Annotated in this window: 20 protein-coding genes; 6 read left to right on the top strand and 14 right to left on the bottom strand. The window is 72.6% G+C overall.

Annotated features, from left to right (window positions below; genetic code table 11):
• Window positions 1–75 precede the first annotated feature (75 nt).
• From ACIRJT_RS17975 to ACIRJT_RS17965, 3 genes are read left to right on the top strand one after another with little or no spacing between them, the layout of a single operon-like run.
• Window positions 76–2,334, top strand: a complete 2,259-nt coding sequence (locus ACIRJT_RS17975; RefSeq protein WP_403910259.1) for a LamG-like jellyroll fold domain-containing protein — start codon at window positions 76–78, stop codon at window positions 2,332–2,334.
• Between the two features lie 4 nt (window positions 2,335–2,338).
• A complete protein-coding gene (locus tag ACIRJT_RS17970) occupies window positions 2,339–3,070 on the top strand; it encodes a hypothetical protein (protein WP_403910257.1) in 732 nt (243 codons plus the stop codon).
• Window positions 3,067–3,906 carry a glycosyltransferase family 2 protein gene (locus tag ACIRJT_RS17965; RefSeq protein WP_371626475.1) on the top strand — a complete coding sequence of 280 codons (840 nt, stop codon included), beginning with the start codon at window positions 3,067–3,069 and terminating at the stop codon, window positions 3,904–3,906. Before ACIRJT_RS17970 ends, ACIRJT_RS17965 begins: the two co-directional genes overlap by 4 nt.
• 11 nt (window positions 3,907–3,917) lie before the next feature.
• Here the strand turns inward: ACIRJT_RS17965 and ACIRJT_RS17960 are convergent, their stop codons facing one another.
• The gene (locus ACIRJT_RS17960) at window positions 3,918–5,084 is read right to left on the bottom strand and encodes a glycosyltransferase (RefSeq protein WP_403910255.1); all 1,167 of its coding nucleotides are present in this window, start codon (window positions 5,082–5,084) and stop codon (window positions 3,918–3,920) included.
• Between the two features lie 108 nt (window positions 5,085–5,192).
• Between ACIRJT_RS17960 and ACIRJT_RS17955 the strand changes: the two genes are divergently transcribed.
• Window positions 5,193–6,725 (top strand): hypothetical protein, encoded by a 1,533-nt coding sequence (locus ACIRJT_RS17955; RefSeq protein ID WP_403910253.1) that lies wholly within the window; start codon window positions 5,193–5,195, stop codon window positions 6,723–6,725.
• Here the strand turns inward: ACIRJT_RS17955 and ACIRJT_RS17950 are convergent.
• Genes ACIRJT_RS17950 through ACIRJT_RS17940 form a run of 3 tightly spaced genes read right to left on the bottom strand, consistent with a single transcriptional unit; the run spans window position 6,694 to window position 10,882 of the window.
• The gene (locus ACIRJT_RS17950) at window positions 6,694–7,938 is read right to left on the bottom strand and encodes a hypothetical protein (protein WP_403910251.1); all 1,245 of its coding nucleotides are present in this window, start codon (window positions 7,936–7,938) and stop codon (window positions 6,694–6,696) included. The genes ACIRJT_RS17955 and ACIRJT_RS17950 overlap by 32 nt on opposite strands.
• Window positions 7,935–9,623: a lipopolysaccharide biosynthesis protein gene (locus ACIRJT_RS17945; protein ID WP_403910249.1), complete on the bottom strand. Its 1,689-nt coding sequence runs from the start codon at window positions 9,621–9,623 to the stop codon at window positions 7,935–7,937. Before ACIRJT_RS17945 ends, ACIRJT_RS17950 begins: the two co-directional genes overlap by 4 nt.
• Complete coding sequence (locus ACIRJT_RS17940; RefSeq protein ID WP_403910247.1) at window positions 9,620–10,882, bottom strand: glycosyltransferase; 1,263 nt, start codon at window positions 10,880–10,882, stop codon at window positions 9,620–9,622. Before ACIRJT_RS17940 ends, ACIRJT_RS17945 begins: the two co-directional genes overlap by 4 nt.
• A gap of 151 nt (window positions 10,883–11,033) precedes the next feature.
• Here ACIRJT_RS17940 and ACIRJT_RS17935 point away from each other — a divergent pair, with 151 nt between their 5' ends.
• Window positions 11,034–11,483 carry an adenylyltransferase/cytidyltransferase family protein gene (locus ACIRJT_RS17935; protein WP_274034273.1) on the top strand — a complete coding sequence of 150 codons (450 nt, stop codon included), beginning with the start codon at window positions 11,034–11,036 and terminating at the stop codon, window positions 11,481–11,483.
• Here the strand turns inward: ACIRJT_RS17935 and ACIRJT_RS17930 are convergent.
• Both ACIRJT_RS17930 and ACIRJT_RS17925 read right to left on the bottom strand, forming a co-directional pair.
• Window positions 11,452–12,192, bottom strand: coding sequence for a CDP-alcohol phosphatidyltransferase family protein (locus ACIRJT_RS17930; RefSeq protein ID WP_403910244.1), 741 nt, complete (start codon window positions 12,190–12,192; stop codon window positions 11,452–11,454). The two genes, ACIRJT_RS17935 and ACIRJT_RS17930, sit on opposite strands and share 32 nt — an antisense overlap.
• Window positions 12,193–12,279: 87 nt before the next feature.
• Window positions 12,280–12,825, bottom strand: a complete 546-nt coding sequence (locus ACIRJT_RS17925; RefSeq protein ID WP_403910242.1) for an MOSC domain-containing protein — start codon at window positions 12,823–12,825, stop codon at window positions 12,280–12,282.
• 175 nt (window positions 12,826–13,000) lie between these two features.
• On the opposite strand from ACIRJT_RS17925, the gene ACIRJT_RS17920 reads away from it, so the two are divergent.
• Window positions 13,001–13,369, top strand: a complete 369-nt coding sequence (locus ACIRJT_RS17920) for a nuclear transport factor 2 family protein (RefSeq protein ID WP_403910240.1) — start codon at window positions 13,001–13,003, stop codon at window positions 13,367–13,369.
• An 18-nt stretch (window positions 13,370–13,387) separates the two neighbouring features.
• On the opposite strand, the gene mnhG is transcribed toward ACIRJT_RS17920, so the two are convergent.
• The 8 genes from mnhG to ACIRJT_RS17880 all read right to left on the bottom strand — a co-directional run bounded on the left by mnhG (window position 13,388) and on the right by ACIRJT_RS17880 (window position 21,797).
• Entirely contained in the window at window positions 13,388–13,741 is a 354-nt protein-coding gene (mnhG, locus tag ACIRJT_RS17915) for a monovalent cation/H(+) antiporter subunit G (RefSeq protein ID WP_403910238.1), read from the bottom strand.
• Complete coding sequence (locus ACIRJT_RS17910; protein WP_403910236.1) at window positions 13,738–14,061, bottom strand: monovalent cation/H+ antiporter complex subunit F; 324 nt, start codon at window positions 14,059–14,061, stop codon at window positions 13,738–13,740. The genes mnhG and ACIRJT_RS17910 overlap by 4 nt, the downstream gene beginning before the upstream one ends.
• Entirely contained in the window at window positions 14,058–14,687 is a 630-nt protein-coding gene (locus ACIRJT_RS17905) for a Na+/H+ antiporter subunit E (RefSeq protein ID WP_403910234.1), read from the bottom strand. The genes ACIRJT_RS17910 and ACIRJT_RS17905 overlap by 4 nt, the downstream gene beginning before the upstream one ends.
• Window positions 14,684–16,336, bottom strand: coding sequence for a Na+/H+ antiporter subunit D (locus tag ACIRJT_RS17900; protein ID WP_403910232.1), 1,653 nt, complete (start codon window positions 16,334–16,336; stop codon window positions 14,684–14,686). Before ACIRJT_RS17900 ends, ACIRJT_RS17905 begins: the two co-directional genes overlap by 4 nt.
• Complete coding sequence (locus tag ACIRJT_RS17895; protein WP_403910230.1) at window positions 16,333–16,950, bottom strand: Na(+)/H(+) antiporter subunit C; 618 nt, start codon at window positions 16,948–16,950, stop codon at window positions 16,333–16,335. Before ACIRJT_RS17895 ends, ACIRJT_RS17900 begins: the two co-directional genes overlap by 4 nt.
• Window positions 16,947–19,850 (bottom strand): Na+/H+ antiporter subunit A, encoded by a 2,904-nt coding sequence (locus ACIRJT_RS17890; protein WP_403910228.1) that lies wholly within the window; start codon window positions 19,848–19,850, stop codon window positions 16,947–16,949. Before ACIRJT_RS17890 ends, ACIRJT_RS17895 begins: the two co-directional genes overlap by 4 nt.
• A gap of 319 nt (window positions 19,851–20,169) precedes the next feature.
• Window positions 20,170–20,571 carry a RidA family protein gene (locus ACIRJT_RS17885; RefSeq protein WP_403910226.1) on the bottom strand — a complete coding sequence of 134 codons (402 nt, stop codon included), beginning with the start codon at window positions 20,569–20,571 and terminating at the stop codon, window positions 20,170–20,172.
• The gene (locus ACIRJT_RS17880) at window positions 20,568–21,797 is read right to left on the bottom strand and encodes an acyl-CoA dehydrogenase family protein (protein WP_403910224.1); all 1,230 of its coding nucleotides are present in this window, start codon (window positions 21,795–21,797) and stop codon (window positions 20,568–20,570) included. The genes ACIRJT_RS17885 and ACIRJT_RS17880 overlap by 4 nt, the downstream gene beginning before the upstream one ends.
• Window positions 21,798–21,985 lie beyond the last annotated feature (188 nt).

The following is a 21,985-nucleotide window of genomic DNA, read 5'->3' as shown; positions in this document are numbered from 1 at the left end:
AGTCCGCGCGTCCGGTCGGGCGAGGCAGGATACGCGGCCTCCAGGCCGCAGCTCGAATCTCACCTTCGGAGCTGAATGATGAACGGAAGTACGGGGCGGGGAACCGGAGGACGCGGCCGTGTACGGGCCGCTTCCGCCGCTCTCGGCCTACTGGCCGGAGCCCTGACCGCGACCGCGGCCGGGAGCTCTCCGGCGGCGGCGCTGACACCACCGGTCGCCATCACCGCTGACGACCTCACCACCTGGCAGACCAACGGCATCGTCTGGTCGATGGCCGCCGGCGACGGCGTCGTCTACGCGGGCGGCACCTTCTCGACCCTGCGGCCCCCCACCGCCGCTCCCGGAACGGACGAGCAGCCCGCGGTGAACTTCGCCGCGTTCGACGCGGCGACCGGGGCGCCCACCGACTGCTCGCTGTCCTTCACCATCTCCTCGGGGACCGCGACCGTCCGGGCGCTGGCACTGTCCCCGGATGGCGAAACGCTTTACGCGGGCGGCCAGTTCGGGGCAGTGAACGGCGTCGGGGTGAGCAACATCGCGGCGATCGACACCGAGACCTGCACGGTCAGCAACACCTTCAAGATCGGTGTCTCGGCGACCGTGCGGGGGCTCGCCGTCACCGACGACACGGTCTATCTGGCGGGCGACTTCACCACGGTCGGCGGGCAGACCAGGAGCCACTTCGCCGCCGTCACGACCGGAGCCTCTCTGCTGCCCTTCACCGCCAACGCCGACGAGGTGGCCCGGGCCGTCGAGCTCACCCCGGACGGGCGACATGTGCTGCTCGGCGGTGACTTCTTCCGGATCAACGGCACGAACACCCACGCACTGGCGGTGGTCGACGCCACCACCGGACAACTCACCAAGTCCTATCCGGGGTTCATCCACAACAACTCCACGGTCCAGGACATCACCACCGACGCCACCGGTTTCTACACCGGCAACGAGGGCACCGGTGGCGGGGTCTTCGACGGGCGGATCGCACTGGATCTCGACGACTTCGACCAGCGCTGGCGGGACACCTGCCTCGGCGCGACCCAGGCGGTACTGGTGCACTCGGGCGTGCTGTACAGCGGCAGCCACGCCCACGACTGCTCCAGCATGGGGGCCTTCCCCGACCAGCCGCGCAAGCATCTGCTGGCCCAGGCGGTCGGCGACCCGAAGCTGCTCCCGTGGTTCCCGGACACCAACGACGGCATCGGGGAGCCGGTCGGACCACGGGTGATGACCCAGGCGAGCAGCGGGGGCCGCCACTACCTCTGGGTGGGCGGCGAGTTCACCACCGTGAACAGCAGGCCGCAGCAGGGTCTCACCCGGTTCGCGGACGGCCCGGACACGGGTGCGCCCTGGGTGCCCAACGTCAGCCTGTCCACGCTGACACCCGGGCGGATCGACGTGAACTGGCAGACCAGCTTCGACACCGACGACGGTGAACTGACCTACCGGATCTACAAGGACGGCTCGAACACCCCGGTCCACACGACGACCGGCTACTCGGTCTTCTGGGACCGGCCCCAGCTGACCTGGACAGACACCGACGTCGCGCCCGGCGAGGAGCACTCCTACCGGATCAGCGTGAGCGACGGGACCAACACCAGCGCCAAGTCCCCGGCCCAGACGGCGACCGCGGCGAGCTCGACGGAGGCGTATCCGGCCCGGGTCAGGTCCGACGGGGCGGGCCTCTACTGGCGCTACGACGAGGGCACGTCCACCTTCGCCCACGACAGCAGCGGGAACCTGAACAACGGCTTCCTGCGCAACGGCCCCGCCTACCGGCAGACCCCGGCGGCGGTCGCCGGGCCCTCGACGGCGATCGGCTTCAACGGCACCGACGACTACGCCTACAGCAACCGGCAGCACGCCGCGCCGTCCCGGTTCTCGGTGGAGACCTGGATCAGGACCACCACCACCCAGGGCGGGAAGATCATCGGCTTCGGGAACATGACGCAGCAGAACAGCACCCGTCAGGACAAGAACGTCTACATGCGCAACGACGGGCGGCTGGTCTTCGGCGTGCAGAGCGGCGGGGCACGGACCGTGACCAGCTCGGGCGCCTACAACGACGGCCAGTGGCACCACGTCGTCGCCACCCAGGGCCCGCTGGGGCAGGGCATGGCGCTGTACGTCGACGGGCAGCTGCGCGCGTCGAACATCCTGGTCTCCGGCAACGACGGCAACCCCGGCTACTGGCGGGTCGGCGGGGACAACCTGTCCGGCTGGCCGAGCCGCCCGACGAGCAACTTCTTCGCCGGGCAGATCGACGAGACCGCCGTCTACCCGACCACGCTGACCTCCTCGCAGGTCAGCGCGCACTACGCCCTGAGGAATGGCTGATCCGATGAGGAACCCGTTCCTGGCCGGCGCCGTCGTCGTCATGACGACGGCGGCACTGGCCGCCTGCGGTTCGTCCGTCGGCGGGAACGGGCCGGAGGCCGCGGGCGCCCAGCGCCCCGCGGCCTCCGGGCCCGCCGCCCCCGGCCCGTCCGCCGGTACGTCCACCCCACCCGCCACGCCCTCCGCCGGGGAGCCCGAGGAGCCGGCCGCCGCTGGCCCCTCCGCTTCCGCCCCGGGCCCCAAGACACCGTCCGACGAGATCACCCCGGCCACCGGGACGTTCACCGAGAGGCAGAAGGAGTACCTGGAGGACCGGGTGCCCAAGGGCATGGACCCGGCCGCCGTGCTCCAGACCGGTCAGGAGACCTGCGACAAGCTCCGCTATCTGGTCAAGGCCGACCGGGACACCGCCGTCGGGGCCATCGCGACGGACGAGATCCCGGACGCGGCCGACGCGGTCGCCGGGCTCTGCCCCCAGCACCAGGGCCTGGTGGACGGAGCCGCGTACGCCTACCCGGACGGCGCCCACACCGGCAAGGACCTCCGGCCGGGCGTCTACCGCTCCGCGTCCCCCACCACGGCCTGCTCCTGGCAGATCACCGGCGCCGGAGGCAAGGAGCTGTCCTCCGGCGCCTCCGACACCGGCACGTCCCAAAAGATCACGATCCCGAAGTCCGCCCGCACGTTCACCTCCACAGGCTGCTACGCCTGGCTGCCCGAAGGAGCCGAGGGATGACCGCAGGAAAGCCGAAGCTGCCCATAGCCGTGGCGATTCCCACCAAGAACGAGGGCCTGAACATCGCGGAGGCGGTGAAATCGGTGCTCGGCCACTTCGAGGCGGTGGTGGTGGTGGACTCCCACAGCACCGACGACACCGTCAAGATCGCCGAGGAGTGCGGGGCCGAGGTGGTCACGTACACCTGGGACGGGGGCCACCCGCGCAAGAAGCAGTGGTGCCTGGAGAACGTCCGCACCGATCTGGACTGGATCCTGCTCCTGGACGGCGACGAGCGGCTCAGCCCCGGGCTGCTGGCCGAGCTGCGGGAGACCTTCCGGGACCCGGCGGCCCCGAAGCCCGCCGCGTACGACATACCGCTCGGCTACTGGTTCTCGGGGAAGCGGCTGCGCCACGGATACACCATCCGCAAGCGGTCGTTGACCGACCGGACCCGCTCCCACTACCCGGAGGTCGGCGACCTCGACGCCCCGGGCATCGGTGAGGTGGAGGGCCACTACCAGCCGGTCGCGGCGACGGTGGGGACGCTCACCCACCCCATCGAGCACCAGGACCTCGATCCGGTGACCGCCTGGTTCGAGCGGCACAACCGCTACTCGGACTGGGAGGCATGGCTGGAACAGCACCCCCAGGTGAAGGAGCAGGTGCGCCAGGTCAAGTCCCGCCAGGGGCAGTTGTTCCACAAGGCGCCGTTCAAACCGGTGGTGTCGTTCGCGTACATGTACCTCTACCGGCGGGGCTTCCTGGACGGCCGGGCGGGCTTCGACTTCGCGCTGGCGATGAGCTTCTACCGCTGGCAGATCGCCCTCAAGTCACGCGAGAAGCCACTGCGTTGACCACCGGCCGGTCACCGTCCCCGCTTCCGGCGGACCACGTCCTCGTAGGTCCGCCGGAGGGTGGCGGTGACGGCCTCGATGGTGAACTGCTCGTTCACCAGCTCCCAGGCGGCCTTGCCCGCCTGCTCCGCCGCCTCCGGCTCCAGCAGCTCCAGGATCGCGTCGGCGACCTTGCGGGCGTTGGCCGTGTCCTCGCCGACCCGGCTGTCGATGACCCGGCCCGCTCCCGCCCCGGCGACGTCGGGGGCCTGCCCGCAGGTGCGGGTGATGACGACCGGGGTGCCGACCGACATCGACTCCAGCACCGAGACCGGGAACGGCTCCTCGATCGCCGGCAGCACATACACGTCGGCTTCGCGGTCGGCGGCCAGGACCTGATCGTGCTCCAACGGGCCCACGTGGTCGAGGGAGTCGGCCACACCCAGCCTCCGGGCGAGCGCGAGGGTGCCGGCCAGCGCGCCGGTGTCCGGCCCGGCCAGCACGAACCGGGCGTCCGGGTGGCGGGCGAGGACGTGGGGCATCGCGGCGACGAAGTCCTCGGGCCGCTTGCGCTCCTGGATCCGGGCGAGGAAGAGCACGGTGGGCGGGCGGCCCGGTTCACGGGCGGGCTTGCGCTCCTGCGGGCGGACCCCGTTGACCAGCCGTACGGTGCGGGTGAGCGGTACGGGCGCGGCGACGGCGTTCACATCGACCCGCTCCATCTCCGTGAGGTGCAGGACGGCGTCCGCCGAACGCAGCACCTTGCGGACCCCGAGCAGGTCGGTGAGCTGGGCGACCTTCTTCTCGGTGGGGTCGATCATGCCGTGGGTCTGGACGACCAGGGGCGTCCGGGACGCGAGCGCGAGGAGCGCCGCGGGCAGGGTCACCAGGTCCCGCATCAGATGGACGTGTACGAGGTCGGCGCCGCGCATCATGCGGCGTGCGGTGTTCAGCAGTGCCGCCGAGGTGATGCCGCTGACCTCGAACATCGGGAGCAGGTGCCGCGCCTGGAAGAGGTGGACCGGAACTCCTTCCACGTGGCCGGGCAGTTCACCGCCGGGGAAGCCGTCGCCGAGGGCCATGACGCGGGCGTCGTCCCCGGCGGCCCGCTGGACCCTGGACAGGTTGAACGCCACCCGGGTCGGACCACCGAAGGCGTGGTCCGGAGTGTGGAGCGTGACAACGTGCAGGATTTTCACCGGAGTTCCCCTCGACCATGGCCACTTGTTCACAGAGTAGCCATCGGTCCACCTCAAGTGGGCCGATTCGTTAGAGTGTTCAGCGGTTCACTGATCCCTGGGGGGCGCATGACGTCGGTGCACACGTCGGCGCAGGAGCAGGCCGGCCGTGTGGCTGCCCGGCCGGGCGCCCCGGGCGGCCCTCCGGAGCCCCCCGAGCGGCCGATCGCCTGGTCGATGCTGTCGCGGGCGCTGTCCGTGCCGCTCATCCTGGGGCTGGTCTGCTTCCTGCCCGCGGTGATCGCCGCCCAGCCCGGCAGCGGGGTCCGGGACGCGGCGTACTGGCTCCAGCTGGTGCTGACCTGCTATGCGGGGGCCCGGCTGGCGACGATGATCCTCTCGACCCGGCGGCGGCTGCTCCAGGGCGTCTTCTGGATGTTCGTGTACATCGCGATGGGCGTGGCGCCGTTCGCCCAGGTGGTGATCGGACAGACGCCGACGCCGATGGTGGGGCCGCGTCAGGACCTGGTGACCGCGATCTCGATGATCCTGGTGGGGTGTGCCGCCTACGACCTGGGGGCGCTGCTGGCCTCGCGGCGCCCGCTGCGCCGCCGGGCGCCCTCCGCACGGGGCTCGGGCCAGGGGCCCGCCCGGGCGCACCGGGTGCGGCTGCGCCTTCTCGTGCTGCTGGCCTTCGCGGCGAGCGCGTTCTACGTGATGAAGCTGGGCGGGCCCGCGGTCTTCTTCTCCAGTCGGCAGGAGATCAACGAGACCGTCGCGGCGAGTGGGGTGGTGACGGAGGGGTCCAATGTGGGCTCGGCGTTCATCAAGGGCTTCGGCCAGGTCCCGGCGCTGCTCGCGCTGCTGTTCTACACCCGCCGGCTGGCGACCTCCCGCCGCGCCCGGCGCACCCCGTCGACGGTGTTGGTGTGGGTGGCGCTGGCGATGTTGAACCTCGTGGTGAACAACCCGATATCCAATGCCCGTTACTGGTTCCTGACGGTGCTGATGGCGTTCGTGTTCACCGCGTTCCCGAGCAGTGCCGCGTTCTACCGCACGGTGCTGGCGACGGGGGTGGTGGGGGCGCTGGTGGTGTTCCCGTACGCGGACAAGTTCCGGTACGAGGAGGGGGGAGAGCGGCCCGTGCAGTCGGCCTCGGTCTTCGATCCGCTGGTGACCAAGGACTACGACCAGATGGTGATGTTCGCCAACACCATCTCGTGGGTCGACACCCGGGGGCACACCTACGGCCGCCAGCTGACGGGCTCCGCGCTGTTCTTCGTGCCGCGGGCGGTGTGGAGCGGCAAGCCGGAGGACACCGGGGTCCGGGTCGGGCAGTGGATGGGGCTGCGGATGACCAACCTCTCGGCCCCGCTGTGGACCGAGTTCTGGGTCGATCTCGGTCCGGCCGGGATGGTCGGCGGGCTGGCGCTGATCGGCTACGCGTCGGCCCGCACCGACCGCAGGTACGCCCTCGCGGTCACCCGGGCGGGTCCGGGTTCGGGCAGTGTGCTGGCCATCGCGGCCCCGCTGATCGCCGGATACACCTTCATCCTGCTGCGCGGCCCGCTGCTCCAGGCGGTGGGGAAGCTCGCCATCGCTGCCCTGTGCCTGGTGCTGATCACCACGTTCAGGGAGCAGCGGGCAGCGCGTCGGCGCTGACGGGCTCCTCGGGCGCGGGCCGCCGGCGGCACATCCGGGCCACCCTGGTCCAGGTCGCGACGGCCTTGCAGAGCGAGCCCAGGGCGAGCCCCCAGGCGGCTCCCGGGACGCCCCCGACGACGTAACCGCCCGCGAGGAACGCCACTGTGGTGAGCGAGAAGACGACCTGGACGCTGAGTGTGGTGCGCGGGTCGAGCATGCGCAGGGCGAGCAGCCCGCACGTGCCGGCGGCCATCGCCGCGTACTGGCTGCCCGTGGCGGGGAGCAGGGCGGCGGCCGTGGGCCAGGTGTCGCCGAGCAGTTCGCGTCCGGCGCGCTCGGGCAGCAGGGCGAGCACGGTGGCCCAGAGCGCGGCGGTCGCCGCGAGGACGGCGGCGAGGGCGGCGGTGGCACGGACCCGGCGGCGCTCGTCGCCGATGCGGCCGAGCAGCGGCGGGCCGAAGGAGGTGGCCGAGGTGTAGAGCACGTTGAGCGGTCCGAAGAGGGTCGTCGCCCCGCGCAGCGCGCCGACGAGGAGCGGGTTGCCGACCGCGCCGAGGCCGAGCACGGAGAGCTGGCCGGTCGCGTTGCCGACGCCGAACTCGACGGTGAAGCGCTGCCCGAGATATCCGCGCCGCAACATCGGGCGCAGCCGCACCGGGGCCCCCGCCGTGGCCCGGTGGAGGAGGGCGGCGGACAGGAGCAGGGCGGGCAGGGCGGAGAGGCCCCAGACCGCGATCAGGCGGGCCGGGGACGCCCCGTAGTCCTGCGCGGCGAGCGCCCCCAGCACGCAGCCGAGCCGCAACAGGTCCGTGGCCAGCGCGAGATGGGGCCGCTGGAGGGTGGAGAAGGCGTACCGCCCGGCGTCCTGCCCCAGCACCACGGGGAGCACGAGACCGAGCGTCATCAGCGCGCGGGCGGTGTCGCCGGGGACGAGGACGCAGACCGCCGCGAGCGGTGCGCCGAGGGTCGCCGAGGCGAGGACGGTGAAGGCCACGGCGGACCGGCAGGCGGCCCGGGTCTCCTCCCCCGCACCGCGCTTGAGCACCAGTGGCTGCCCGGTGTACGCGCCCGCGACGCCGAGGAGCACCGTGAAGACCAGGTAGACCGCGGAGAAGCGGGCGAAGTCGGTGACGCTGGAGAGCCGGGCGGCGGCGAGGAGCACCAGGATGTTGGTGAGCGCCGCAACCCCCTGGTCCGCGACCGAACAGAGGACGGCGGTGCGGGCTCTCACCGGCGCGCGGCCGGCAGGGTGAAGGCGCGCAGACCGAGGGTCTCGGTGGGATCGCCGGTGTTCCCGGGTGCGTCCGGCCCGGGGGTGGGGGTGGGCCCGCCGCCACCGCCCCGGCGCCGGGTCGGCTTCGACCGCCGCCGCGCGCGGCGCAGTCGGCCGCGTCCCGGGTGGAGCAGCGCGCCGAGAACGGAGCCTCCGGAGGCTCCGATGATCTCGCGGATGCGTTCCAGGTCGCTGCGGTGCACCTCGCGCGGATCGCAGACGATCATGACGCCCTCCACCCGGTCGACCAGGGCGACGGCGTCCGCGTAGGACAGGACGGGCGGGGCGAGGACGATGACGACGTTGCCGGTCCGGTCGGCCTCGGCGACGATGCGGCCGACGGGCGGGGAGGTCAGCGCGCGGGGGACGTTGTCGACGGTGGTCCCGGGGATCAGGGCGAAGGCGCCGGATCCGGGCACGTCCACATTGGTGCGTCCGCCGGCGGGCCAGCCACCGCCGCCCTCCTCGGCGGCCCAGCGCGGCGGACGCACCTCGTGGGCGGCGGAGCCCAGGGCGCGGGCGAGCGAGGGGGTGCGCAGGTCGGCCTCGACGAGCAGGACGTCACGGCCCATCTCGGCGAAGGCGGCGGCCAGGTTGGCGGCAGCGGCGGCGGCCGCCGTGCTGTCGCCGCGCGGGGCCGTGACCAGCAGGCGGCGGCTCTCGGCGAACGACGGGTCGTAGGCGAGCCGGAAGGCGACGGCGCGGTACTCCTCGGCCAGCCGGGAGGTGCCGCGGCCGATGGCGAGCAGGCTGCCCGCGGCGGCGCGTTCCCGGGGCAGGGCGCCGAGCAGGGGTGCGCCGAGCGAGCGGACGAGCTCGCGGGTGGAGCGTACGGCGGGGTCGAAGACGAGGCGCACCCAGGAGAGCAGCAGCCCCAGCGCGAGGCCGACGACGCCGCCGAGCCCGAGGAGCAGGGGCAGGCCGGGGCCGGTGGGCGAGGTGGGGGCGACGGGCTTCTTGTTGAGGTAGCCGGGGGTGGTGTCCAGGGCCTTCAGCTCCGAGATCTTCCGGCTCAGCTCGGAGATGGAGACGATGATGTTGGCGCGGGCGCTGCTGACGTCGTCCTCCGCGCCCGCCCCGATCTGGTCCTCCAGCAGGTCGCGCTTCTCCTCCAGCGGTCCGAGCTGGGCCCGGTAGCCGTCGGACATGTTCTGGATGCTCTCCTCGGTGCGCGCCTTGCGGTGGGCCAGATAGGCCCCGGCGAGGGCTTCGGCGCGGGCGCGGGCCTGTTCGGGGGTGGCGGCCGTGTAGGAGAACCGGAGGGTGAGGGTGTTGGGCGGGTTGGTGACCTGGAGTCCGGTGAGCAGCGTGCGGGAGGTGACGTCGTCGCCCGCCTTGAGCAGGGTCCCGGCGGCCAGGGTGCCCACCGTGTCGCTGACGGCGGTCTGGCGCTCGGAGCCGATGTTGATGCCCTTGTCGGCGGTGGATCCGGCGGCGAAGGGGTCGGAGATCGCTGAGCGGACGAGCACCTCGCCGGTGGCGGTGTAGGCGTCCTCGCCGCCGAGGGCGAGATAGCCGCCGCCGAGCAGGCCGACGACGACTCCGGTGGCCAGCAGGGAGCGGTAGCGCAGGAGTTGGCGGAACTGGTCGCGCAGGAGGGCCGGCTCGTCCTGGTCGTCCGGGGCGCGGTGGTGCGACGTCATCGGCGGGTACTCCCTTGTGCGTCCGGCAGGACCTCGGCGAGCAGGTCGTCGAAGCGGGCGAGGCCCGCCTCCCGGCTCAGATGGCGGGCGACGTAGCGCGGGCCCTCGGCCCCGAGGGCGTCGGCGGCGGCCGGGTCGGCGGTCAGCTTCCGCACCGCTTCGAGCAGGGCGGCCGGGTCCTCGGGGGCGACGAGCATCCCGGCCGCCGAGCGGCGGACCTCGTCGGCGGTGCCGCCCTCGTCGGCGACGGAGGCGATCACGGGGCGTCCGGAGGTGAAGTAGGAGGTGAGCTTGGAGGGGACGCTCATGTCGAGGACCGAGGCGCGCTGGGTGACCGCGAGGACGTCGGCGGCGGCGAGGACGTCGGTGAACTCCTCGGCCGTCGCGGGCTCCAGGAAGTCCACGTTGGCCAGGCCCTCGGCGCGGGCGCGCAGGGCGTCGCGCTGGTTGCCGTCGCCCATCAGGACGACGCGGACGTCCGGGGCGATGCGGGCGGTGTCCACCAGGACGTCCAGGCCCTGCTTGAGGCCCATGTTGCCGGAGTGCAGGATGACCGGGGTGCCCTCGGGCCAGCCGAGCCGGGCGCGGGTCGCGGCGCGGTCGGCGGTGGGGCCCTGCACATGGGTCCAGTTGGGGACGACACGGATGCGGCCGGGGTCGACCCCGAGTGCGGTGACGCCGGGGACGAAGCTCTCGTGGATGACGCCGACGAGGGCGGCCCCGCGCAGTGCGTGCCGCTCGGCGGCCGCGGCGATGGTGGCGGCCCTGCCCCCGCCCCGGATGCCGCTCTGCGCGGCGGCGGCGCCCATCAGGTCCTGGACGACGGGCAGATGGGGGACGCGGTGGCGTCGGGCGAGACGGGCGCCGATGACGCCGCCCGCGAGGCTGGGCATCTGGGATATCACGGCGTCGGGGCGTCCGGGCGGTGGCGCGTACAGTCCGGTCGCGAGGACGCTCGCCTCGAAGGCGGCCCGTTTCAGTGCGGTCTGACGGGACGGCACATAGTGTCTGCGCCGGTGCACGCCGACGCCGCCGCGTATCTCCACCGTCCGCCAGAGACCCCGGTATCCCTCCTCCAGCCGCCAGGACGGGTAGTGCGGCATGCCGGTGAGCGCCCGGACCCGGGCGCCGGACGCGGCCCAGTGCTCGGCCAGTTGGGTGGCGTAGGGGCCTATGCCGGTCAGCTCCGGTGCGTAGTTGGTCGAAACCACCAGAAGTCGGCGGCCTCGGATCGGACTGTGCCTTGACGCTTCGGACATCGGACGATCGCCTTCCCCCCACGACAGCCGCTGTCCCCACCGGGGAACAGCCCCTGCCGAGCTTATCCGTTCACGGCTTGCACAAGTGTTCTTCACAGTATGGTCGTTGGAACATCACCGGATCACGTTCACCGTGGGGGGAGAGATACGGATGGTGCAGCACAGGGTGGGTTACGCACCCGGGGTGTACGACCTGTTCCACGTCGGGCACCTCAACATCCTGCGGCACGCCCGCAGTCAATGCGACTACCTGGTCGCGGGGGTCGTGTCGGACGAGATGGCGGCCCTCGCCAAGGGCCACACGCCGATGATCCCGCTCCGCGAACGACTGGAGATCGTCCGCAGCGTGCGCTTCGTGGACGCCGCGTTCGTGGAGACCGTGCCGGACAAGGTCGAGACCTGGCAGCAGGTCCGGTTCGACGTGATCTTCAAGGGAGACGACTGGCGGGGCACGGAGAAGGGGGAGAAGCTGGAGCGCGACTTCGCCGAAGTGGGCGTGGAGGTCGTCTACTTCCCGTACACCGTGCACACGTCCAGCACCCAGCTGCGCCGGGCGCTGGACGTGCTCGTCAACCGGCCCGGAGCGCTTTCAGCTCCCTGAACCACTTGGCGAGGAAGGCCGCCAGGAACACCGCCTGCACCACCGCGAGCACGGCGTACCCGGCGCGGAAGGCCCCGGGTGCGCCGAGCAGCAGGAACACCAGGCAGAACACCCCGTAGTCGGCGGGCAGCAGCGCCACGGCCCGCACCCGCGAGACGGGCGCCGGTGCGTCCGGCGCCGCCCAGGACGGGCCTCGGGCAGTCACCGCCGCCTTGCCCAGCTGTTCGCGCAGCAGCCCCGCACAGAAGGTCACCACCGCCGCCAGCTGGAAGCCGAGCGGAAGCAACAGCCAGGCTTCCGAAGGCAGTTCGCCGAAGCGGTAGAAGGAGATCAGGACGGCGGCGTGGACGAGCAGCAGCTTGCCGCAGTCCACGACGTGGTCCAGCCACTCCCCGTCGGGCCCTCCCCGGCCGGTGAGCCGGGCGAGCTGCCCGTCGGCGGAGTCGAAGGCGAAGCCGACCGCGAGGGCCGCCCAGACCAGGACTCCGAGCGACCAGGACGGCTCGACGAGCGCGACCGACGCCACCGCGCCATAGGTGAACAGCGCGCTGGTCACCGTGACGTGATTGGGCGTCATTCCCGCCCGAAACGCCCCGGCAGCGAGCACCCGCCCGGCGGGCCGGTTCACGTACCGCGAATAGAGCGAGACGCCCTTGGCGCTCTTCTGTGCGCCGCGCAATTCGCGCAGCACTGTGCCCGTGCTTCCCATACGCCCCCCAGCGTCCGGCATTGCCCGCATCATGGCACGCGGACACCGGCCCGTGGGCGCTTTGGCGAGGACAGGGCGGTGCGGGAATCAGACGCGTTCCAGCGGGCGGTGCGGCCCTGTGGGGAGTTCGGCGGCGACCGTGTCGCCGGGGCGGATCACCCCGCCCTGGCGGACCACGCTCATGACACCCGCCTTGCGCACGACCGCGCCCGTCGCGTCGCGGCCGACGACCTCCTTCAGCAGCCCTTCCTGGAAGGCCTCAATCTGGAGGCAGGGGTTGCGCAGACCGGTGACCTCGACGACCGCGTCGGCGCCGATCCTCAGAAGCGTGCCGGTGGGGAGGGCCAGCAGGTCGATGCCCCGGGTGGTGAGGTTCTCGCCCAGCTCTCCGGGACCCACGGTGAATCCGGCGTCGGCCAGCTCCGTGAACAGCTCCTCGTGGATCAGGTGGACCTGTCGCAGATTGGGCTGGGTGGGGTCCTGCGCGACCCGGGACCGGTGCTTGACCCTCTCGCCCGCGTGGGCGTCGCCCTCGACGCCGAGTCCGGCGAGCAGCGTCACGCTGCCCCGGCTCTCCTTGCTGAACGTGTGCCCGGCACTGCTGCTGACCGTCGTGACCGTTCCGTACGCCATGGTTCCCTGCCCCCGCTCGACATGCGCGATGCGCGACCTCCTTGGAACCCTACGCCCGGCGGGTGACCGGCTGGCGGAGCCTCCTTACCTCCGGGGTAATCGACGGTGCCCGATGCTCGGGCCAAGGTGGGGGCATCGCCCCGGACCGCCGGGGCTCCCGAGGAGAGGGTTCACCATGACCGCGTACGACGAGGCCGTCCAGCGCTACTTCGCCGCCTGGAACAGCACCGGGGCCGAGGAGCGGGCGAAGGCCGTGGCCGCGGCGTTCACCACCGATGCCCGGTACACCGACCCGCTGGCCGAGGTGCGCGGGCACGAGGGGCTGGCGGCCGTGATCGGCGGCGTGCACGAGCAGTTTCCCGGATTCCGGTTCCGGCCCGCCGGGACGCCCGACGGGCACCACGACCTGGTCCGCTTCGGCTGGGAGCTGGTCTCCCCGGCGGACGGCTCCGCGCCGGTGGCCGGGTTCGACGTGGTCCGGCTCGCCGAGGACGGCCGGATCAGTTCGGTGAGCGGGTTCCTGGACCGCGTACCGGGGGCGTGAGCGCGGCCCGCCGCGCGTTCACCTGCTGTCGGTGAGCTGCTCGTCGAGTTCGTCGAAGAGCAGCTCGCCGTGGTCGATCTGGCCGGTGCGGTACGCGGAACGGGCCACCAGGTGCGAGGCCACCGGGCCGGTGAGCATCTGGAAGAAGGCGATGAGACCGAGGGTCGCGAGGTCCATGCCGCTGCGCAGCCGCAGCGCGACCCCGGCCAGCACCAGGATCATGCCGAGGGTCTGCGGCTTGGTCGCCGCGTGGCTGCGGGAGAGGACGTCGGGCAGCCGGATCATGCCGATCACCCCGAGCAGACAGATCGCGGCGCCGATGAGAAGCAGGGCGGCGCCGGCCGTGTCGACGATCTGGAGCCAGAGACTCACCGCGGGCCCTCCTGGGCGTCGTCGGGGTGCGGGGGGCGGGGCCGGTCGCGTACGGCGATGAAGCGGGCGATGCCCACCGAGCCGGTGAACCCGAGGAACGCCAGCACCAGCATGATCGGGAAGTAGAACGGGTCCCGGGCGAACGCCGACTTGGCGGCGAGGCCGGCGATGATCAGGGCGGCGCAGACGTCCAGGGAGATGGCCCGGTCCAGCATGGAGGGGCCCCGCCAGATCCGGGCCAGCAGCAGGGCCCCGGCGAGCAGGATCATGACGACGGCGGCGGTCAGCAGGATGTGGTCGACCTGTTCGGGCGCGGTCATGGTGCGGGTCTCCCTGCGGCGAGCTGGGGCGGTGGCGGAGGGTCGGCGACCCGGGCGATCTCGTCGGGGGTGCCGAACGCCCGTACGGTCAGTTCCTCGATCCGCCACACCTGGCGGCGGGCGGCTTCGAGCTCCTCGGGCCGGTCGGCGTCCAGGACGTGCAGGAAGACGGTGGCGGTGGCCCGGCGCACCTCGATGATGGAGCCGCCGGGGACGTTGGAGACGGCGACGGCGGTGGCCGCGAGCATCAGGTCGCTGCGGCAGCGCAGGGGCACCCCGATCACGGCGGCCCGGTGCGGCAGGCCGAAGAAGATCTGCCGGGTCACTTTCACCCCGGAGGTGTACATGTCGCAGACGAGGTAGCCGACCAGGCGCAGGATGCCCCAGAGGTGGAGCCGCAGTCCGAGGTCGACCCGGGGCAGCGGGAAGGCGAGGCAGACGGCGACCGAGACGACCAGGCCGGTGATGACGTTGGCCCAGGTGAGGGTGGACCAGAGCAGCACCCAGATGAGGGTGAGCCAGGCGATCAGCGGCAGGTCCAGCACGCGTCGGCGGCGGGTGCCGAACTCGCAGCTCAGGGGCGGCAGATCGGCGTTGCGGAACGAGAGGCGCAGGATGCGTTTCACCGGCCCAGCACCTCCTGGACGTAAGGGGTCCGCTGGAGGAGTTCGGCGGCCGTGCGGTCGGTGAAGGCGGTGAGCGGGTCGGCGAACACCGTGAAGGCGAGGCCGATCCCGATGGTCGCCGCGGTGGCCGCGACCATCGGGCGGGGCAGACGGCTGGTGGTGATGACGGCCCGTCCGTGCAGGGTCGCGGCGACGGCCTGCCCCGCCGGGCGGTGGGCCGGGGCGATGCCCTCGTCACCGGTGCCGTGGATCCGGTCGGGGCCCGCGTCCGCGTCGTCGTCGCTGTCGTCGCCGGACTCCAGGACCGTGCCGGCGGCGGCCTGGCCGGGCGGGGCGGCCCGCCAGAAGGCCAGGTTCCAGACCTTGGCGACCACGTACAGCGTCAGCAGGCTGGTGGCCGCCGAGCCCGCGACCAGCAGCCAGGCCCAGCCGCCTCCGTCGGCGACGCCGGCGCGCATCAGTCCGAGCTTGCCGATGAAGCCGGACAGCGGGGGGATCCCGGCGAGGTTCATCGCGGGGACGAAGAACAGCACGGCGAGCATCGGCGCGGCCCTGGCCAGACCGCCGAGCCGGGTCAGTTCCGTGGTGCCGCCCCGGCGTTCGATGAGCCCGGCGACGAGGAACAGGGTGGTCTGGACGGTGATGTGGTGGGCGACGTACACGATGGCCCCGCCGTACGCCTCGCGGGTGGCGAGGCCGATCCCGAAGACCATGTAGCCGATGTGGCTGATCAGGGTGAAGGAGAGCAGTCGCTTCAGGTCCGTCTGGGCGACCGCGCCGAGGATGCCGATGACCATCGAGGCCAGCGCGATGGCCATCAGGAGGTCGCCGATGCGGTTGCCGGGGAAGAGCAGGGTCTCGGTGCGCAGCATGCAGTAGACGCCGACCTTGGTGAGCAGTCCGGCGAAGACGGCGGTCACGGGGGCCGGGGCCGTGGGATAGGAGTCGGGGAGCCAGGCGGCGAGTGGGAAGACGGCGGCCTTGATCGCGAAGACCGTCAGCAGCAGCGCCTGGATCAGGGTCTGTACGCCGATGGGGAGGTCGGCCAGCCGTCCCGCGAGCTGGGCGAAGTTGGCGGTGCCGGTGGCCGCGTACGTCATGGCGATGGCGGTGAGGAAGAGCATCGAGGAGAACAGCGAGATGATCACGTAGGTGGAGCCCGCCCGCATCCGGGGTCCGGTGCCGCCGAGGGTGAGCAGGACGAAGCTGGCGACCAGCATGATCTCGAAGCCGACGTAGAGGTTGACGAGGTCACCGGCGAGGAAGGTGCAGGAGACCCCGGCGACGAGGATCAGATAGGCGGGGTGGAAGACGGCGAGCGGGGTCTCCTTGTCCCGGTCGGTCATGCCCTGGCCGAGGGAGTAGACGAGCACGCAGAGCGTGATGGCCGAGGAGACCGTGAGCATCAGCCCGGACAGCCGGTCGGCGACCAGGGTGATGCCGAGCGGCGGGGCGAAGTCGCCGAGGTGGACGGAGAGCGGGCCCTGGCGGTCGGCGGCGATCATGAGGATCACCGAGAGCGCGAGTACGGCGGACAGCACGGCGACGCTGATGAAGCGCTGGAAGCGCCCCAGACGGGTGCCGAAGGCGAGGCTGAGGCCGGTGGCGCACAGGGGCAGCAGCACGGGCAGCGGGACGAGCGCGTTCATCCGTCGGCTCCTCGGTCACGGGGGTAGCGGTCGTCCGCCTTGGCGTCGCCGTCGCGGGCGTAGTCCTCCGGGTCCGCGCCCAGCACGTCGTTCCAGAGGTTGCCGGAGGCGTCGCGGCCGCGGGCCTGGCGGGCGCGGTCGGCGCGGAGCCGGTCGCGGAGCCGGCGGCGCTCGTCCCGGTAGCGTTCGCGCTCCTCGGCGGTGGGTTCGGCCCCCGACCGGAACTGCTCGCGCAACTGGGCGCGTTCGCCGAGCACTTCGGCGCGCAGCACGACGCGGCGGTCCTCCAGGTCGTCGTGGACCTCGTCGGTGCCGGTGATCTGGTGGCTGCGGTAGGCCATCGCCAGCAGGAAGGCGGTGGTGGCCAGGGTGATGACGATGGCGGTCAGCGCGATGGCCTGGGGCAGTGGGTCGGTGACCCGGCTCAGGGACACCCCGTAGAGCAGGGGGGCGGCGCCGGCCCGGCCGGTGGAGGAGAGGACCAGCAGGTTGATGCCGTTGCCGAGGATGACGGCGCCGAGCAGGATGCGGGTCAGCGGGCGGGTGAGCATGAGGATGCCTCCGACGGCGCAGAGCACGACGGCGGTGGCGAGGAGAGCGGCGCTGACGATCATCGGGGGGTCCCTCCCGCCTCGGGGCCGCCTTCGGGGGTGAGGACGCCCGCCGCCCGTTCGATCTGCCGGTCGATCTTGGCGCCGAGGGCCCGCACGATGTCCAGGACGACGCCGAGGACCAGCAGGTAGACGCCGAAGTCGAAGAGGACCGAGGTGCTCAGGTGGTACTTGCCGAAGACCGGCAGGTGTCCGTAGTACGTGAAGGCGTGCAGGACGGTGCCGTCGAGGAGGCCGATGAGGCCCACGCCGGTGGAGATGAAGAGGCCGAGGCCGGTGAAGAGACCTGGTTGCAGGGGGGCCGCCTCGGCGAGTTCGAAGCGGCCGCCCGCCAGATAGCGGGTGATCAGGGCGAGCCCGGCGACGAGTCCGGCGACGAACCCGCCGCCGGGCAGGGACTCGGCGCAGAACAGCAGATAGACCGAGAGCACCAGGATCGGGTGGAACAGCAGCCGGGCCACCACTTCGAAGACGATCGAGCGGTGCTCGGGGGCGAGGGTGGCTCCGGCGGCCAGCCAGCCGCGTTCGGGGGCCACGTCGTCGCCCTGCGGCAGCCGTGAGGAGTGGTGCGCCGACAGGGACCAGGCGGTGCGGCCCCGCAACTCCTCCTGGACCATGGTGCCCTCGCTGCGGCGGTGCAGGTAGATGAGGCTGGTGACGCCGATCGCGGCCGCCGCGAGCACGGCGGACTCCCCCATCGTGTCCCAGGCGCGCAGGTCGACGAGGATGGTGGCCACGACGTCCTTGAGCCCGTGGTCGGCGACCTCCCGGACCATGGCGGCGCCGGCCGGTTCGGCGGTGCGCGCGGCGGCGGCGACCCACATGCCGACGCCGACGGTGGCGGCCGCCGCGAGGGCCGTCGGGATGCGGGCGGCCCGCCGCCAGGTGCTGACGGTCTCCTGGAAGTGGACGGGCATCCGGCGCAGCACCAGCACGAAGACGATCATCGAGACCGTCTCGACGCAGAACTGGGTGAGTGCCAGGTCGGGCGCTCCCTGGACGACGAAGAGCAGGGCGGCGCCGTAACCGGTGAGGCCGGCCAGGACGACGGCCTTCATGCGCCGTCGCACCGTCAGACAGAGCAGGGCGGCGGCGCAGGTCAGGGCGGCGACCGCGCCCTGGAGCGGGTTGTCCCAGAGCCGGGGGCGTACGGCCCCGTCCCAGGGGGTGTCGACCATGAGGACGGCGAGCTGTCCGGCGAGCATGACGAGGAGGGTGGTGGCGAGGTACACGGAGAGGGAGCCCCGCTGGATGAAGCCGGTGACCTGGAGGGCGAGACGTTCCTGCCCGAGCAGCAGGTGGCCGAAGACGCTGTCGGCGGTGGGCCAGGCGATCCGGCGGGAGAGCCGGGTGACGTGCGCGCGGCCGACGAAGAGCACGGCGCCCGCGGCCCAGGCGAGGGCCGACAGGAGCAGGGCGAGGCCGAATCCGTGCCAGAGGGCCAGGTGGTACGGCTTCCCGTCGGCCGGGAACGTATCGGCGTACGCGCCCAGCAGCCGGTCGGTCCAGCCGACGCCGGGGCCGAGGACCAGGCCGAGGACGGCGAGCAGGGCGGGCGGGGCGAGGAAGGCCCACCCGACGCGGTGGACGGGGGTGTCGGGGACGCCGGGCTTGCGGGCGAAGGCGCCCCAGACGAACCGCAGGCTGTACGCGGTGGTCAGCGCGGACCCGGCGACGACGGCGGCCAGCGCCCACCGGTCGGCGGCGGACCCGTGCAGCAGCGCCTCGAACGCGGCCTCCTTCGCGGCGAACCCGAGCAGCGGCGGGAGGGCGGCCATGGAGGCGGCGGCGAGCGCGGCGACACCGGCGACGTACGGCAGGGAGCGGCCGACCCCGGACAGTTCGCGCAGGTCGCGGCTGCCGGCGGCATGGTCGACGATGCCGGTGACGAGGAACAGCGGGGCTTTGAAGAGGGCGTGCCCGAGGATCATCGCGGCGGCGGCGAGCGCGGCGTTCCGGTTGCCGGTCCCGGCGAGCAGGGTGAGGAAGCCGAGCTGGCTGACGGTCCCGTAGGCGAGGACGAGCTTGAGGTCGTTCAGGCGCAGCGCCCGCCAGCCGCCGAGCAGCATGGTCGCGCCGCCGAGGACGAGCACGACGGGATTCCAGACGGGGACGTCGGCGAAGGCGGGGGCGAGCCGGGCGATCAGGTAGACACCGGCCTTGACCATCGCGGCGGCGTGCAGATAGGCGCTGACGGGGGTCGGTGCGGCCATGGCGTTCGGCAGCCACATGGAGAACGGCCAGATCGCCGACTTCGACAGGGCCCCGCACAGCACGAGGACGACGGCGACGGACACGGCGAGGGTCGTCTCGGGCGGATCGGCGACGATCGCGGAGATCCGGTACGTACCGGCGGCCTGACCGATGATCAGGAAGCCGACGAGCATGGCGAGGCCGCCGAACGTGGTGACGACGAGGGCCTGGAGGGCGGAGCGGCGGCTGTGCCGGTGTTCGCTGCCGTGACCGATGAGCAGGTAGGAGAAGACCGTGGTCAGCTCCCAGAACACATAGAGCGTGATCAGGTCGTCGGCGAGGACGAGGGCGAGCATCGCGCCCGCGAAGGCGAGCAGGTTCCCGGCGAAGCGGCCCAGTTGCGGGGTGTCGTCGGTGAAGTAGGAGGCGCAGTAGAGCAGGACGAGCGCGCCGACCCCGGCGGCGAGCAGCACCATCAGTTCGGCCAGCGCGTCCAGGCGCAGGTCGAGGGCGACTCCGTAGTCCGGGATCCACTGCCAGGACCAGGTGTCCGCGCCTCCGGACGCGGCGGTGCTCCAGCGGGTGAGGGCCCAGACGGCGGCCGCCGCCGGGGGCAGGGCCAGCACGACGAAGGCCCGTCGGCCGAGCCGGTGCACCAGCGGGCCGGCGCAGGCCGCGAGCGCGAAGTGGGCGACGATGAGCGCGATCACCGAGGAGTGTCCGGTTCGGGCGGCGGAGCATCCGAAATAAAAGGCACTAAATACAGATATATCCCTCAGGCCGATTCACCCGACCGGCGCGCCGCGCACCTCCCGGCCACTGTCTCCGGAAGGACCGCGTCAGCCGTGTCCGGCGCGGGTCCGCTGTGGTCGCGTCGAAACCGACGACGATGCCCTCGCCGTCGTAGGCGCGGGCGGCGGGGCGCGGGAGCGGCCGGCCGGTCACCGCTGACTCTCCTTGGCCGGGCTCGGCATCCTGGCTTCTCCGGCCCCGCTCCGCGGCCGCCGCGCCGCTACTCGGGCGCCGCCCTCACGGCAGGACCGCGACCCCGTCGATCTCGACCATCGCCTGCTCGTCCCAGAGCCGGGCGACGCCGATGACGGCCATCGCCGGGTAGTCGCGCCCAGCGAGCCTGCGCCAGATCCGGCCCAGCTCGGGGGCGTGGGAGCGGTAGTCGGCGATGTCGGTGGCGTAGACGGTGACGCGGGCGAGGTCGGCGGGGGCTCCGCCGGCCGCGTGGAGGGCGGTGAGCAGGTTGCCCAGCGCCACGGCGAACTGGTCGGGCAGAGTGTCCCCGAGGACCTTGCCGTCCGGGTCGAGCGCGGTCTGCCCGGCGAGGAAGACCAGGTGCCCGCCGGTGGCGACGACCGCGTGGCTGAAGCCGGTGGGCGGGGAGAGTTCGGCCGGGTTGATCCGGTGGGAGGGACTCATGCGGGCGGCTCCTGGGTTCGGCCCGCGGGCTCCACGGACTCCTGGGCGTCGGGGTGCCGAGCATCGGGCTGCTGGGCGTCGGACTGCTGAGCCGGGGGCTCGCACCGCTGGGCGGCGTTCGCGTACAGCTCCTTGGCGATGATGGTGCGCTGCACCTCGCTCGCGCCCTCGTAGATCCGTGGCGCGCGCACCTCGCGGTAGAGGTGTTCGAGCAGATGCCCCCGGCGCAGGGCGCGGGCGCCGTGCAGCTGGACGGCGGCGTCGACGACGTACTGCGCGGTCTCGGTGGCGTACAGCTTGGCCATCGCCGCCCGGCGCGGCACGCCGCTCTCCCCCGCGTCGTACGCGGCGGCCGCCGCGTACACCAGGAGGCGGGCGGCCTCGGTGCGGGTGGCCATCTCCGCGACCTGGTGCGAGACGGCCTGGAGGTCGCTCAGCGGGCCGCCGAACGCGGTGCGGTGGGCGGTGTGCTCCAGGGTCGCGTCGAGGGCGGCGCGGGCCATGCCCACCGCGAACGCCCCGACGCTGGGCCGGAAGAGGTTGAGGGTGTTCATCGCGACGCGGAAACCCCGGTCGGGCTCCCCGAGCACGTCGTCGGCGGTGACCGGTACGCCGTCGAACTCCAGGGTGCCGATGGGGTGCGGGGAGAGCATGTCGAGGGCGGAGCCGGTGAGTCCGGGGCGGTCGGACGGGACCAGGAACGCGGTGATGCCGCGGGATCCCGCCCCGGGGGTCGTGCGGGCGAAGACCACGGCGAAGTCGGCCTCGGGGGCGTTGGAGATCCAGCACTTCTCGCCGGTGAGCGCCCAGCCGGCCGGGGTGCGTTCGGCGGCCAGGCTCAGGGCCGCCGCGTCGGAACCCGCGCCCGGCTCGCTCAGCGCGAAGGCGGCCACGGCCCGCCCGGCCCGCACCTCGGGGAGCCAGCGCTCGCGATGGGCGGCTGTACCGGCCTGGACGATCGGGATGGTGCCGAGGCCCTGGAGGGCGAGCGCGGTCTCGGCCTCGGTGCAGCCCCGGGCCAGGGACTCGCGCAGCAGGCACAGGTCCAGCGCCCCGGAGCCCAGCATCCGGCCGAGGAGGCCCAGCTCGCCGAGAGCGGCCAGCAACGGGCGGTTGACGCGCCCGGGCTCTCCCTTCTCCGCCAGTGGGCGCAGCTCCCGCGCGGCGAGGGTACGGAGCTCCTCACACCAGGCGGTTTGTTCCGGTTCGAGGGAGAATGCCGTCATGGCGGCGCCTCTCTAGTCGCGTTGTGTCGCTTCGTGTCGCGTGCCCTGCCCCGGGCCCTGTCCCGTGACCTGCATCGTGCCCTGTCGCGACGCGTGGCATCTCGTCGCAGCGCGTCGCACGTCATGTCTTATCGCGGACCGTTGACTACCGTCACCCAAACGATACGCTCCAGAGGCGACAAGGGGGC

The organism is Streptomyces sp. NPDC102283 (assembly GCF_044766265.1).
Lineage (GTDB): Bacteria > Actinomycetota > Actinomycetes > Streptomycetales > Streptomycetaceae > Streptomyces.
This window is presented reverse-complemented; position numbering and strand designations above follow the sequence as displayed.